General features: G+C 43.7%; 8 protein-coding genes, 2 tRNA genes and 1 pseudogene. 6 read left to right on the top strand and 5 right to left on the bottom strand.

From position 1 onward, the window contains the following. Positions 1–306: 306 nt before the first annotated feature. The 3 genes from AC2T0J_RS13580 to AC2T0J_RS13570 all read right to left on the bottom strand — a co-directional run bounded on the left by AC2T0J_RS13580 (position 307) and on the right by AC2T0J_RS13570 (position 7,242). Entirely contained in the window at positions 307–3,219 is a 2,913-nt protein-coding gene (locus AC2T0J_RS13580; protein WP_489806337.1) for a TonB-dependent receptor, read from the bottom strand. Between the two features lie 288 nt (positions 3,220–3,507). After that, positions 3,508–4,215: a sugar-binding protein gene (locus AC2T0J_RS13575; protein ID WP_489806336.1), complete on the bottom strand. Its 708-nt coding sequence runs from the start codon at positions 4,213–4,215 to the stop codon at positions 3,508–3,510. 6 nt (positions 4,216–4,221) lie between these two features. After that, positions 4,222–7,242, bottom strand: coding sequence for a chondroitinase family polysaccharide lyase (locus tag AC2T0J_RS13570; protein ID WP_489806335.1), 3,021 nt, complete (start codon positions 7,240–7,242; stop codon positions 4,222–4,224). A 369-nt stretch (positions 7,243–7,611) separates the two neighbouring features. Here AC2T0J_RS13570 and AC2T0J_RS13565 point away from each other — a divergent pair, with 369 nt between their 5' ends. Together AC2T0J_RS13565 and AC2T0J_RS13560 are read left to right on the top strand one after the other, a co-directional pair. Further along, complete coding sequence (locus tag AC2T0J_RS13565; protein WP_489806334.1) at positions 7,612–8,499, top strand: MurR/RpiR family transcriptional regulator; 888 nt, start codon at positions 7,612–7,614, stop codon at positions 8,497–8,499. A gap of 114 nt (positions 8,500–8,613) precedes the next feature. Beyond that, complete coding sequence (locus tag AC2T0J_RS13560) at positions 8,614–9,519, top strand: MurR/RpiR family transcriptional regulator (protein WP_489806333.1); 906 nt, start codon at positions 8,614–8,616, stop codon at positions 9,517–9,519. A 242-nt stretch (positions 9,520–9,761) separates the two neighbouring features. On the opposite strand, the gene AC2T0J_RS13555 is transcribed toward AC2T0J_RS13560, so the two are convergent. Then, entirely contained in the window at positions 9,762–10,529 is a 768-nt protein-coding gene (locus AC2T0J_RS13555) for a glycosyltransferase family 2 protein (RefSeq protein WP_489806332.1), read from the bottom strand. A 182-nt stretch (positions 10,530–10,711) separates the two neighbouring features. Here AC2T0J_RS13555 and AC2T0J_RS13550 point away from each other — a divergent pair. Next, positions 10,712–10,909 (top strand): annotated as a pseudogene (locus AC2T0J_RS13550) (transposase); the annotation flags it as partial. A gap of 477 nt (positions 10,910–11,386) precedes the next feature. On the opposite strand, the gene rtcR reads toward AC2T0J_RS13550, so the two are convergent. After that, complete coding sequence (gene rtcR, locus AC2T0J_RS13545) at positions 11,387–12,964, bottom strand: RNA repair transcriptional activator RtcR (RefSeq protein ID WP_489806331.1); 1,578 nt, start codon at positions 12,962–12,964, stop codon at positions 11,387–11,389. 272 nt (positions 12,965–13,236) lie between these two features. Between rtcR and AC2T0J_RS13540 the strand changes: the two genes are divergently transcribed. From AC2T0J_RS13540 to AC2T0J_RS13530, 3 genes are all read left to right on the top strand, one after another. Next, a tRNA-OTHER gene (locus AC2T0J_RS13540) sits at positions 13,237–13,308 on the top strand. A 1-nt stretch (position 13,309) separates the two neighbouring features. Next, positions 13,310–13,381, top strand: a tRNA-OTHER gene (locus AC2T0J_RS13535). 328 nt (positions 13,382–13,709) lie between these two features. Then, on the top strand, positions 13,710–14,819 hold the full coding sequence (locus tag AC2T0J_RS13530) for a slipin family protein (RefSeq protein ID WP_489806330.1): 1,110 nt from the start codon (positions 13,710–13,712) through the stop codon (positions 14,817–14,819). Positions 14,820–14,931: the final 112 nt, after the last annotated feature.

Genomic DNA, 14,931 nt, shown 5'->3' with positions numbered 1-14,931 from the left:
GTTTCGAATGTTTTTTTTGACGCGATGTTTTTCAGCTGCTGACGTGTGGGACTCATCATAAGCGATAGCTGCTGATGCCAGATTGATAGTGATAATCACTACAAATAAAACGAAAAGATGACGAAATTTCATCATTTTCCAGTCTCCCTTGTGTTTTTTATTATTGTCCGGCGATACGCCCTTCAGAGGTAAAAGTTAGGTTTGCCCTTTCTGACGTGCGTAGACATTCTGTCGATACAGCTCCGTTTATGCCAAACAGATTAAGAAATAAAAAAGGGGAAGCAATACTTCCCCTTTTATCTGGTTTTAGAAACGTGAACGCACGCCCACAGAGTAACGAGTTCCTGTATCTGCCATTGACAGGAAACGACTCTTATAAACGCTGTATGAGCGAGGGTCATCATCCAAAAGGTTAATCACATCAGCGGTTAACGTTACAGTGTCGGTCAATTCATAACTAAATGACGCATCCAATTGTCCGTAGTCTTCCACCATGATGGGCTGCGACGAACGTGAACAGGCTGCGCACTGGGTGTATTCACCACGCCAGTTGTAAGCAACACGCACCTGAATGCCCTCATTTTCGTAGAAACCAATCAGGTTGTAGCTGTTCTTAGACAGACCATCGAGACTAAAAACATAATCTGTATTGTTAACGTCAAATGCCGCAGAGCTGTCCATATAGGTGTAGTTAGCTTGCACACCAAAGCCTGAATCAAAGGTATGTAGGAACGACAGCTCAGCACCTTCTGCAGTCGCGCTTTCACTATTAAGCGGCGATTTGCGTTGGAACTCACGTTCAACATTGTTGATAGTGTCATACAGGTAGTCTGTATAATTGGCGGTAACAATCCAGTCGTTGATATCTTTATAGAACAAGCTCAGGCCAGCAAAACTGTCGTCGGTGTAATACCACTCCAACGCCAAATCAAAGTTTTGCGAAGTATAGGGCTCCAGTTCTGGATTATCTCCTGAAATGGTGCCAACAAAATCAATATTGTCAAAGTCCAGAACACCTACTGAGTTATTGGCAATAGAAACGCTTGGTGATACCTGATTAAGATCCGGGCGAGTGAGAGTTTTTGAATACGCAAAACGCGCGACGACGTCCTCAGTCAGTGATAATTTCAGGTTCAAACTTGGTAGCAGTTCGCTATAGCTGTTAGATGCACTCAACGCCACACCACTGTTGGTGACCGCTGTTGCACTGCCTTGTACCTGATCATACTGAAGACCAACAAATTCAGCACCCTGCCCCCAGGAATCGAGGCTTGTTCGGATGTAGCGCAATCCCATGTTACCGGTTAACGCCATGTCGGCTACATACGTATCAATATCGGTACTCACGTAGAGTGCGACATTTTTTTCCGCCACTTTCCAGGACTTATCACTACGTAGCACGGGAGCAAAACCAATTTGCTGAGCCGTTTGAATTGCCGCTATGGTATTGGCAACCAACTCATCATCAACGGAAGCACCACTACCGTTATCTATACTATGTTGTAACTGGTCTGCTTTATTCTGAGCATTGGCATACACCGCTTCACTCATCATATAATCAATAATGGCGTCCGGGTTATAGCCGTACCAGCTATTAACAAAACCGCCTTCGTTGTACTCGCTAAGGAAACCGCCTGACGGCTTCACGTCATACAGGTACTCTTCAGGAATGTTAATGTAAAAGCCACGCAGTGCAACTGTCACATCAGTCCAAGGTGTTTCGTAGCGCTTGCTGTTTTTTTCTCTATCAGAGTAATACACACCAGCGTGTAGAGCACTGAAAGGGCCTGCATCGTCCAGTAACCAGTTAAAATCTACGCGCGCTTCCGTGATGTCATCATCCGCTATATCTGAGGCCAGAGACATATTGTTGGCCATATAATCCAATTTGCTACCTTTAAACTCATCATCAGTACCTGACCAATTAAAAGTATCACCAGTAAGAGCGAAATGCGTTGCTACTTGACTCGGATTAGCCAGTGTAAAGCCTGGGTTGTTCGGAGAGTCCAATTTGGCACTGGAGGTTTGTGCATCAAAGACCAACGACATATCGTCATTTAGGTGCCACTCAAAGTTCACGCCGAACATGGTAGTAGTAGACTCCCGATCCACTGAATTTACATTTACAGAGTTCCACTGACCAATGCCGTTTTGTACACCGTTGTCCCACAGTTCATAGACACCAGGAGTCACCTGAGGTTTGGGAATACGGTCAAATTCAACTACGGTACCGTTACTGTCCATCTCAGCGTTGTACATGGGCATTGAGAACCAACGAGACAACTGGCTGGAAGTTTCATCTATAGTCAGTTTTGAATACAGTGCATCAACCGTTAGTACCGCGTTGTCACTCGGGCTCCATTGAAACGCAACCGTTCCACCTAAGCGTTCGCGATCCTGCTCTTTCAGCGTTTGACTTGCAGACTGCGGACGCCAGAAGGCCTCGTCGGTATATTCACCATAAGGATCATCACCTGGAATAACAGCGTCCTGACGATAGCCACCAATGTCAGCCACATCCACTCGTGCTTCTCGCTCCTGATAGGCGAATGATGCAAGAATACCAAACTTGTCATCGAAGTTACGGCTAACTAATGCAGAGATGTATGGGTTTGTACTTTCAGCCAGTGTATCGTATACACCTCTTACTGATGCGGCGACAACTTTATCATCCACATCTAAAGGCCTAGCTGTTGTGATGTTAACCGTTCCGCCTATCCCGCCCTCAAGCAGATCTGCACTGGATGTCTTATAGACTTCTGCTCCACTTATCAGCTCCGACGCAATCACATCGTAAGAAAATGAACGGCCGGTACCATCTGACGGTAATGTACGCATATTCATCAAGCTGGTGTTAAACTCGGGGCCAAATCCGCGAATAGAGATTTTCTGACCTTCACCTTCTGAACGACTAATAGTAACACCCGTGATACGTTGCAAAGACTCCGCGACGTTTTGGTCTGGGAATTTACCGATATCTTCTGCGGTAATACCATCCTGAACTTTGTTACTGAATCGCTTGTCGTTCAACGACGAAACCAAGCTACCACGATATCCGGAAGTGACGGTTATTTTTTCAACAGCTTCAGTTGTTTGTTCCCTTTCCTGAGCCATAGCATCCGGCACAAGCGTTCCTGCGATTAAGCCTGTATAGACAGCCATAGTGAGTGTTGCAGGGCGAAAACAGGGTTTGTGCTTAACATTTACTATAGATAACATGAATTTCTCCTGGAACCGGCGAAGGTAATTGGGTTTCTTTTCACCGGTTTCTGTTTAGAACGCTGCGTCATCTTTTTCTTTTTGGGTGACTGACAGCTTGTTTTTCTTATTCAGACTCCCTAAAAGGAGTTTAATTTCATAAATAGCCAAATTCGCCAGTTAATGCAACTCAGCTACAAATCAACCTTACCCCCATTGTGTCGAATAAACAAGCAAGAAAGGTAGCTTTTCTTCATATTTGTTAAATTTATAATACGCAATGTAGCTAAGCTACAAAATAGTGCAGGTTTAGTTAGCAAACTCACCATATTGGAGCACCAAACATCCCCATGCGGCAGGAGTATGAAAATCAGGTTTGTCGGTACCAGGGTTTTGCCAGCTCCGCCAACTAACCTGCCAAGGTGGTTTGGATGAATGGAAATCAGCGCGAAAGACACCAAAAGTCAACTTTGAGAGAGTCGCTACGTTAAGATGAAGATGGTCTTTAAGTGCTTGAATAGGAAACGTTATATCTATCATATACCCTTTTTTGTACGGAATGCTTGATACGACGGCCCGATCGAACTGCCAAGAAAAATCAAACTGCCGAAATGGCTTAGCCTGATAGTCCATAACACGACCACGAGCGTCAACCTCCATCATCACATAGTGGTTTAAGCTATCGTCTGCTGAGAAGCCAATTTCCACTCTATCGGCGAGACGAATATCCGTTTCTTTATCAATGGATTCTGGTGTGATCACAGCATCATCATTCGCTGTGATCTTTATGAATATATATTTACGATTATGAGCCACCTGAAATGAGGTTGGATTCAGTGCCACAACTGGCTTCGTTGCGAGTGGCCACGGAGACTCAGGAATGCTGGCTTTTGGTACTGATAGCCACATTGCGCCAGAGGGCTTCTCAGCAACTTGAGGCGCAACATAACATTTGCTGGGTGAACCTAGGGTGGTAGCGACCAGCAAAAGTAACGTTGTCAACGCATATAATGCCACAGTACCTTACCTGATGGGCGTTAAATCGAATTTTACGGGCTGCCCTGCCAAGCAGGTAATTTGTAGGCGGGTATTGCCGTCAGAATCATACATGACGGTAACCACCTCTGAAGGGGCGGAAAGCGCCCATTGTCCCCAAACGGTGACAGACAGCTTCGTTTCCTGAAACTCTGCAGTGCGCCAAGGCCGAGAATATATGCTGACTTCTTTAAAAAGGCCATGCTCGTCGTACTGGTCAGAGTCGAGGCCCTCATACAAGGCAAGGTCAGGATTTACTACTGTCATTGTCAGCGTCTCGTCGTTCTCAAACATGAGCATCGCTGGTTTATCGACAGATTTAATGACCTCTGATAGTAAAGGTTGCGAGGCATCATAAATTGCCATCCCCACTTCTTGACGCTGGTTATCGCGCACAATGTGTGCGGTACTATCTTGTTGAATCACAGTATATGGTGCTGTGTCCGGTTGATGCAGCTGTAACGCAAAGGCTGACTTCTCTTCCTCACTCGCGCCAATCAACATACTGTAATGGTAAGTCGAGGCTTTGGGCTCGTGTCCATGATCTATCCAGGCTGTCGTAAACTCGCCCTCAGTGTCTTGGGAATTCTTATTGTCGCGAGAATGTTGGTTTCGCCGCGCGACCTGTAAAGCTTGTCCGGGAGCAACAAAATAGGCTATACCAAGGTGATCATCAAGTCGTGTAAACGCATCGCTATAAAAAACTTGTTCGAACGGAGCCTGTTCCAACGTGACACCGTCTAGTCGAATTGACGTACCCAGACTTTCAGCCTCACGACTCACTTGTAACAAGGTGGTCTGAACAGGAAAATCTGGATCTGCATAGTGAATATCTGATCCTAAAGCAACGGCTTTGTTGCCAAACACAAATAATGATTTTTTAGCACGGAACGAAGGCGCATATTTAGCATGTCCACGCAAAGACATAGCAAACATTGCGGCATCGTCACTCAATACATTTGCCCCACTGAACGTTTCTTCTGCCAGCAGCATTTCCTCAATACCGGCGAATTTATCGACCTGAAAAAGTTGCGCTTTCAATTTTGCCAGCGGCAAGATAATACTGGTTGTGCCAGGCCAGTGGTTCCAATTCCAACCGGACTCCCTGAAGCCTCGCAGGTCAGCTTTCTCAGGCATAACTTCAATCTGGCCATAGTTGATATAGCGACCATATAAGTTGGCATTACCATAGCTTTCATGACTCACAAGGTAACGATTAAATCCGCGCGCTGACAGTAACCAGTTCTGCTGCCTATACAAAAGTAGACTAGACGTGTTAACGGCCCAGGCTCCGGTCGGTGTTTTCGCTGGGGTAATACCAGCCGCTTTAAATTCACGAACAATACGTGGGTCTTTATCCACTGACAAAGCTAAATACAGTGAAGCTAGTTCGCGGTCAGGCACAGACCTTGCTCTGGCCAGAAATTGAAAAGGTTCAACCACGATACTTTGTTTGCCGTCAGGGTGTCGTCCACTCAAACTCAGAGGGATACGTCGCTCATTAGAAAACACCGCGGAAAGTAACAAGGCTTTTTTCACTCGTTCAAAGGCTTGTTCACTGATAGCAAAATCACTCTGACTCAGATAGTAAATCACCGGAGCTAGTCCTAATAATCCACCGTTACCATACGCAACATAGTGCTGTGAATGATGAAAAAAAGCGCTATCTGATTGTATTCCACCAGCCAGTCCCTGGTGGTGAGTTAATGAATAACTCACCCATTTGCTGAGTTGACGAACCAGTTCATACTGTGTTTCAGGGATAGGTTGCAGTAGTGCGGCGTAAAGCATAGCAGGCAAAAATGTATTCATAACATCGACATTAAAACCGACGATTTCCGCTTCAGGCCTGTAGATGCGCCCTAGCCCTGCAAACCAGGCCATATCTTCAGCTACTGTTGCGGACAATCCAGGCAACACTTCCCGCATTAAGAATATCGCATCGGCCCATTCCCTGATTGAGTAACCCTGATGGTGCATATTGCCAAGCCCGCTTCCCTCGGCAAATCCCTGTTCGCGCAAATGCTTGGCCAACGACTCAAAGTAAACAAGCAATAATTTACGCTGTCTAACCAGCGTGGTCTTATGATAATGCTGGGCAATAGAAAGCAGTAGCCTTCCTGCATCCCTGAAATAAAGGCTATTTTGCTTAACCCATTGCAACTGATTTGAATTCACCCTTCCCTGACTCAGCAGTTCATGATGCCTCACAAAAAATACCGGTTTCCATTTAAGGTTTTCTGGCAGTGAGGTGCTAACCTGTGCGTTTTGAAGCGACAACAGCAAAGCTGCAAATGAATGCTCGTCTACGGAAACATTTGACAACAGCTGTTGCTCTATACGGTGTGAAATTTGTTCAATTTGTTGTGAGGAATTAGTGTGAACGCTATTGTTACTGGCGTTAGCCTTTCGCCAATCGTCATATTGTAGCACGGCATTCCAGTGCGCATTGGGTGCTCTTGCCACTTCCTCATGAAGACGAATCTGATAATCGGGCAGAGGCCAGCGAGCATCAACATTTACCACTGGGATCCAATGATCAAGGAGTAAAAATGAATCTGTATTTGCCCGAAGCTTTGGGTACTGCAATTGAATCTTATCGAAGCTTAACTCACCCTGACCGTACATTTCAGTAAGGTAAGGCACCAGTATTGCTCGCCAACCGGTGAAATTAAGACCATACTCAAAATATCGGATTTCTTTTTCACCATTGAAAAAAGCCACCCGCAGAGAATCATCTACCGCAACAGGATTGTAAAGCCAGGTATAAAAGGCGGGGGCCAGGCCATCTGAAATTTGTGTCACTGAATTTGAAATATCGGCAGAGTAGTTCAACGTTAACGAATCGTCGTCCGACACTTGCCATTTCAGGCTCTGGCTACCATCTTTATATTGGTAGTCGGTTAAGCTTGTGCATGAATTTTTGCATGACAACACAGACGGTACATGACCTTGCTCAAAACTATACAGCGATGCAGCCTTACGATTTGAATTTTCTTTGTAGGACATCACCGAATTTAAGTTTGAATTCCCGGTACACGAAACCATTGCACAACATGCAAACAAATATCCCATTCTGATTGCTATTGTGCGCAGCCAATCGACGTGTTGAAACACTCCCCCCCCCATAATAATCCACCTCAACCAATAATGAAACTAAACTACATTTGTAAAACAGAACACAAAAAAGCATGCATTTTTAATCAATAAATACATACATGTATTAATTTCCTATGCATCGAGCACAATCATTTCAAAAATTTTCTTCTATATTTCATAACCTCTCATCCCATAGTCTGACATCAAACCTCAAAATAAAGAAGCATAATTTCATAAAAGTATGATATTGTTAAAATATGAAACTTAGATTTATTAATTATGTCAACAAATCCAAATGGCGATATCATCGCGAAAATTAAAGCTAACGTCAGGAATTTGAGCTATGCCGGGCAACGTATTGCCCGCTTATTCATTTTAAACCCGGAGTTTGTTGTTAACGCGAGTGTCAAAGACGTCGCAGATTCAGCCAAAGTTAGTGAAGCCAGCGTGATCCGGTTTGGCAGTAAGATGGGATTTGAAGGGTTCAAAGACGTAAAAATAAAGCTAACGCAACAACTAGCCGTAGCCCGCGTAAGAGAGGACGCCGGAGTCAAACCTCCTCAATTTGGCAACGGTTGGATTGAGAGTATTTTCCGGTCGGCCATTGAGACCATTACAATGTGCGGGAAACACTGCCCTCCAGAGCGTATCGTCCTAGCAGTTAGACACTTGGTCAAAGCCCGTCGTGTATTGATTTTCGGTGTGGGTGGAAGTTCAGCAATGATGGCACAAGAAGCTCAGAACCGGCTATTTAGACTGAATATTCCCTGCACCGTGTACACTGACAGCTACCAACAACGGATGTCTGCGGCAACGTTATCCGAATGCGATATCGCCTTATTTGTCTCGTCCACAGGCCTGCCACGTTGCTTAGTAGAAAGTGCCGACCTTTGTCACTACTACGGGGCCACGAGTATAGCCATCACCAATGATACCAGCGCACTAGGCAAGGTTGTTGATATTTGTCTTAATGTTCCACTTAATCAAAATGGCGTTGCACATGGGCACCCCAACCCAATGCGCTTTGCGCAACTCGCAATGGTAGATGCTTTGTCTAACGAAGCAGCTCGACAACTGGGGGAAAAGTCAGACATTATACTCAAGCGTGTGCGCTGCAGTGTTGCCCCATTACACGGAATCGTACCCCAGCAACCTATCGGCGATTAGCTATACGTGCGATTGCGATTGAATTTCAAATGAAATTCAATGACACTATCTACCGTTAATGCTAGCCTTTATAAGGTCTTGGTAAGGATCATATCAGAGGCTGAAGAGAGCAAAATGAAAACACAAGCAAATAATACCAACGCCAGTGATTTACTAGCACTCGTGCGCGAGGTGTACACCGGCTTGAGTAAGTCCGACAAAAAAATTGCCAAGTTTTTACTGGACGAACCACAACGGTTTGCCAACACCAGTATAAAAGAGGTCTCAGCGATTACAGATGTCAGTGAAGCCACAGTGGTAAGGTTTGGTCGAAATTTCGGCTGTGAAGGTTTTAAAGATCTTAAAATATTGCTTTCACAACACCTTGCTATTGTGCAAGCGTTCAAAGACTCCGAAGATGGTTCTAGACCACGAAAACAATCAGGTTCGTATCTTGACCATATTTATAACGCTACGACTACCGAGCTTGAATTTACCGCTCAGAAACTATCACTGGATGACCTTGAAAGTGCGGCAGAAATTCTTGCTAAAGCGAATCGAGTATTCATTTATGGTACCGGTGGCAGCTCCGCTATACTAGCTAATGAAATTCAAAACCGTTTATTTCGACTCAATATCACCTGTACAGCTTATATTGACAGCTATTTACAACGTATGTCTGCTGCTACCCTGGGTGAAAAAGACTGTGCATTATTTGTGTCGTCTACAGGACGTCCGAGTTCATTGCTTGACAGCGCTGAGCTGGCGGATTACAACGGTGCCTCCACCGTTGCTATTACTGATAATAACAGCCCTCTTGCGCGCATCATTAATGTCTGTCTGAATGTCGAATTATCTCAGTCTGGAGTAGCTCATAATCAGCCTAACCCAATGAGATTCTCACAATTATTTGTAATTGATTGCTTAGTACACAAGGTTGCAATGTTATTGGGTGATAAGGCGGAAAATAGTTTGAAACGAGTCAGGGCCAGTGTTGCATCTTTGCACGGAATTGTGCCTCAGCAACCTATTGGGGATTGACGTTTAAACACGTGTTTAGATACAGAGTCATTAGTTACTCATGACAGGGAAGAAAGAGTTAAAAAAGGCGAACCAATAGGTTTGCCTTCTTAAACGAGATATGAACAACTAGTTAACCAACATCATTCCATGCCCTCAACTCAACCTATACACGTAAGTAACCTTTGGTAACCACGCTCATTCAGTTAGTTGCTCATTGTAGTCAACAGACTCGCCAATTAACATAACAATTCTACTACTGGCTAGTGTTTACTCTGCTGCTCAAGAGACCACAAGCCTGCGTACTTGTTAAAAGTATATTGTGCATAAATAACAGCATACAAAAGTCCTCTGCTGCCATCTAAAAAGCCAAGCCTGAATACGTATATTTGTATGAAGTTGAGTAACCCTCTCAGAGCCGCTAACAATAGCCCATGACTCTTTTGGCCTTTGGCGAATTTCTTTTCAGCCATTAATACTGCGTAGAGTCGATTTTTATAAAGAAGATGCTCAAAGTCTCGTATAGAGTAATGATTTAAAAAGCCTTTTTTAATAACACCAGTTTCACCTTCGAAAAGTACCTTTTCATGAACAATGGCCTCATCAAATCTAGAACCCTTCCTTCTGAACAAGCGAGTACACGCTCTCGCAGTTCTACCAAACCGAGTTGGTTTACCGAAGATGATGTTTTTCCATCTCATCTTATAAGCATTGTGCTCAATAGAATCTTGATTTAAGAGTTTTGTTATTTCTCGAGCAAGTTTTGAATCCACTTCCTCATCTGCATCGAGAGATAAAACCCAGTCGCACCTTGCCTTATCCAGCGCTCTTTGCTTTTGGATTCCATAGCCTTGCCAATCCGTAATAAAAACTTTATCAGTGAATTGTTTAACTATTTCAACGGTTTTGTCGGTGCTACCGCTGTCAAAAACAATTATTTCATCGGCAATACTTTTTACTGAGTTTAAACAACGTGAAATGCGATCTTCTTCGTTTTTCGTGATCACAATGACAGAAAGAGTATTCTTCATAATTCAATCCCTGAGAGTTGCTATGCATCCATTATGTAATCTTTGAAAATGCTCCATTATGGAAAGTTCCGGCAGGTTATATTTCATCTGTTTGTACAGTACCCAAAACCAGCGCGAAAGTAGCATTTCCTGTAAGATTTTGAAAGACAAATATCGGCTTTAGGGCACCACCACGGCTACCAATGAACCAACAGTTAACTTTTGTCGATAGTGAGTTTTCCAGCAAGCGCCGCCAGACTCGTGAGGAGATTTTCTTATCCCGGATGGACAACCTGCTGCTGTTGTCTCAACTGCTGGACGTGATTGAACCTTTTTACCGTAAGTTGGACAATGGTCGCCGCCCGTATCCACTGGAAACAATGTTCCGCATTCACTGTATGTAGCAATGGTACAATCTTGGTGATGAAGCGATGGAACCCGGGCACCTTTTTAGCTAATCCTGGTTTTATTCAATTTGCTTAAATACATAATCTACATCCCATTTCCCTAAGTCAATAATAAACAATACGATTGCATAATTATTCACTACGCAATGATCAATAATCATGTTCAGTTATCAATGGTATTTGATATTACTTATGTATAGAAAGCTCTGGTTATCAAAACGTGAGAGAGCCAATACTCTAACTTAGAAAGGGGCTGAAATAAGTTAAAAAAAGGCGAACCATCAGGTTCGCCTTCTATACTTAGTTAGTTTCCAACTTCAATTGTCGTTATCAACTAATGGAGAACAACAATTAAAATTGTGAACGCAGAATTCCACCGTCTGACAGCGCTGAAAGAACTTTTGACCAGGGTAAAACATTGCTTAGCGCTCTGCTTCATCATTCCAACACACAAAAATAGCAAACAATAATTCATCGTTCCATTATCTGCGACCAACTCAATCCAAACTTTTGCAGGTACTTTTGTAGCCTTGTTGAATCGTTAGTTTGCGCCTTTTTGGTACGACTGACGTTAAACAGTTCCCTACCGGCTGAGGCCATAGTCCGGTGTTGGCTGCAAACCTGTAACACATAGTTGAGTTGATGCACATCGAACAGATCCATCTGGTCAATATCTGTTTTTGAAACGTATTTTTGTATTATTGAGACTGACTGACCGGATGATTGCCAGGCTTGCCTGAGCCGTTCAATCTCATTCTTAACATCGTCAACTGAGATCCGTGAAGAATCAGCTAGGGTGCATAACCTAGTAATCGCGGAGCTCAAATCTCGAAAGTTACCTGACCAAATGGCCGTTGCTGATGTCGCGAATTGCTCAAAAGTGTCCCGTGCCTCTTTGTTAAACTGAATCCGCTGACCTGTTTTTTGTTCATACAGAGTTAATTCATAATCAATATTTGCCGGTATATCTTCTCGCCGATCTTTCAACGCCGGTAGCTCATAAGTCCACAAGTTTATCCTTGCCAGCAGATCTTCCCGAAATTGGCCATGTTCGACTTCGAATTTGAGGTCTTTATTGGTCCCGGCAATCAATTGAAAGTTACTGCTGACGGTTTGATCGCTTCCTACTGGGTGAAAAGTTTTATTTTCGATAGCGTGAAGTAGCATGGCTTGCTCTTCTAGCCCCAACTCGCCAATTTCATCGAGGAATAACACGCCTTTGTTAGCTGTCATCAAATAGCCACTGCGCTCTTTTTGTGCCCCGGTAAATGCCCCCTTAGTATGGCCAAATAACGCTGCCATGGCATTTTCACCTTTCAGTGTGGCACAGTTTACCGAAACGAAATCACCTTTAAGCATGACCCGTTTCTTCTTTAACTGAAACACACGTGTCGCCAGTTGACTCTTACCGGCTCCCGTTGGCCCAGTAAGCAAAATGGGATCGCTCGAGCGAATAGCAACCTTTTCAATTTGGGTAATTAAACCGTTAAAAGCAGTGTTCTTGGTTTTAATACCGCCTTTAAGAAATTCTTTACCTTCTAAATGCTCCCGATCAAAACGTGTGGCGAGTTGGTCATACTTGGACAAGTCCAAATCAATGATTTGAGTCTTACCTATGGCTTTATTTTTGTTTCTTCTATCCGGTGAGGTTTGTATTAATCGGCCCGGGAAATGGCCGCTTTCTGTCAGCAAGAAACTGCAAATCTGAACGACGTGCGTACCCGTTGTAATATGGAAAAGGTAGTCATTGTGATCGGTGTCGAAGACTTGTTGGTGACACCAGTCGTAAAGCTTTGAATATACTTCTTCGAAATCCCACGGATCGTTAAAATTCACATTGTGTAAAACCACGTTGGTTTCCGGCGAAACACTTTCAATATCAACCGCAACGTTATTCGCTAATCGGGTACTGTGGTTGTCATGCAGCATGTGCAATTGACTAACTATCAAATCATCCTGACTACATAAGCTGACATTAGGCCGCCATTTTCCCCAGCGATCCACTCGCTTTCCAACATAATCCAATTGTGTGCCAATCAGGCTTACCACCACGGTACGCTTCATTAAAATATATCCATATAGATAATTAGATATCCATTTAATTATTATTTTTACTTCAAGTCAAATTATGAGAATACATTCATGCCAACAAGGACTCAAACATAACCATTTAAAAACAATAGGTTATGATAAAAATGAAAAATAAAACCAAGATTGGCACATCGATTGATATACAGAAAGTGTCTGATTAAACGGTTGTGATTCAAAACATCACACTGGTGCGCTGAACTCTGTGACTGCGTATGCCTAATCAAACAACCTATTAAGTAGCTCAGTTGGAAGAGCAGCGAATTGATATTCGTCGGTCATGGGTTCGATTCCCATCTTAATACTATTTAAGTAGCTCAAGCGGATAGAGCAACGGCGTAACACCCGTTGGCGAAGGTTCGAATCCTTCCTTAAATACAGGTAGCTCAAATTGGTAGAGCATCGAACATTTACTTCGATTGTTGTGGGTTCAAGTCCCACCCTAAAAACACATTGTAAAAGTACGTTAGTGAGTCGTTTTTGCCAATGACTGACGAGCGCTAAAGAGAAACGACTAGCAGCAAGCCGGATGCTCCCTGCTATTCAACGCTCCGGTGCCCTTGTCAGTGAAGCAATTAACCCTTGCTAACACCACTTAGCGACAAGACGTTGGAAAAGTGGATGGAATGATAAAAGGAAATTAATGATGTTGAAAAATAACCTAATGAGAAAAACAGTGACAGTCGCTGAAAACCAAAGAATGTTGATGTTTAAAAATCAGCAGTTGACTGACATCCTGCTGCCAGGAAAGCACAAAATGTGGGATCTCAAAAATGAACTCGAATTTATAACATTTGACATCAATGATCTGTATTTTTCTGAAAAAAATGCCGACAGACTTTATCGAAATAGTGAAACCTTGCGTAACCATATTTCACACTGGAAGTTGTCGAGCAACGAAGTCGGATTGCTATACGTAGATGATTTGCTACAAGGTATTGTTGCCCCAAGTGAACATATCTACCTCTGGAAAGATGCTGGCGAATTGAGGTTGGAAACGCTCTCGATAGACGACAACCTGACCGTCGACGAAAAACTGCTTTTCCTGATTAACCGGGCAGGAGCCAATAGTGCTTCAAGGTTGATTAGAAGTAGCCGAACTGTTGCCGTTAAGCCAATTGCTGATGTAGCGGTAGCAAAAGAACATGTTGGTCTGTTGTATGTGGATGGAAAGTTCATTCGTAGACTGGAACCCGGTCAACATGCTTTTTGGCAGTTCAATCACACGATTGAAGTGAAGGCGTTTGATTGCAAAACTCAGATGCTGGAGATATCCGGACAGGAAATCCTGAGTAAGGACAGAGTGAGTCTCAGAATAAACCTGAGTGCGAACATCAAAGTGCTGGACCCAGAGCTTGCCGCCCGCAGCGTTGATAAGGTGGATGACTATGTCTACAAAACCTTGCAGCTCGCGCTAAGAGAGGCCGTAGGTACTAAAGCACTAGACGATATCCTACTGGATAAGTTGTACGTAAACGAAACGGTGAAAGAGTTAGTCTCAGGGCAACTTAACGACATAGGCATATCGCTGATAAATGTAGGCGTGAAGGACATCATTTTGCCTGGCGAAATGAAAGCCATCCTGAATCAGGTAGTTGAAGCGCAAAAAGCCGCAGAAGCCAATGTGATTAAACGGCGAGAAGAAACTTCGGCTACCAGAAGTTTGCACAACACCGCCAAGGTGATGGAAAACAACCCTACCCTGATGCGGTTGAAAGAGCTCGAAGCGCTTGAAAAAGTGTCGGACAAAATAGGCAACCTGACGGTGTATGGAGGCCTGGAAGGCCTAATGAATGGCGTGGTGAAAATAGCATAGAGAACCACATAGTAAAAAACAGGAAGCGGGAAGGACTGCGACGAAAAAGATGTCGCAGTCCGCCATTGAAATCTCGCAACGATAAAACGAACAAAACAAAAAAGAAGTTAAG

Source organism: Alteromonas sp. ISO5, assembly GCF_058105165.1.
This window is presented reverse-complemented; position numbering and strand designations above follow the sequence as displayed.

What these genes read in the sequence shown, in the direction of transcription:
- AC2T0J_RS13530 (WP_489806330.1), top strand. Translation starts at nt 13,710, where the DNA reads ATGTTTAAAAATCAGCAGTTGACTGACATCCTGCTGCCAGGAAAGCAC.
- AC2T0J_RS13555 (WP_489806332.1), bottom strand. Translation starts at nt 10,529, where the DNA reads ATGAAGAATACTCTTTCTGTCATTGTGATCACGAAAAACGAAGAAGAT.
- AC2T0J_RS13560 (WP_489806333.1), top strand. Translation starts at nt 8,614, where the DNA reads ATGAAAACACAAGCAAATAATACCAACGCCAGTGATTTACTAGCACTC.
- AC2T0J_RS13580 (WP_489806337.1), bottom strand. Translation starts at nt 3,219, where the DNA reads ATGTTATCTATAGTAAATGTTAAGCACAAACCCTGTTTTCGCCCTGCA.
- AC2T0J_RS13570 (WP_489806335.1), bottom strand. Translation starts at nt 7,242, where the DNA reads ATGTCCTACAAAGAAAATTCAAATCGTAAGGCTGCATCGCTGTATAGT.
- AC2T0J_RS13565 (WP_489806334.1), top strand. Translation starts at nt 7,612, where the DNA reads ATGTCAACAAATCCAAATGGCGATATCATCGCGAAAATTAAAGCTAAC.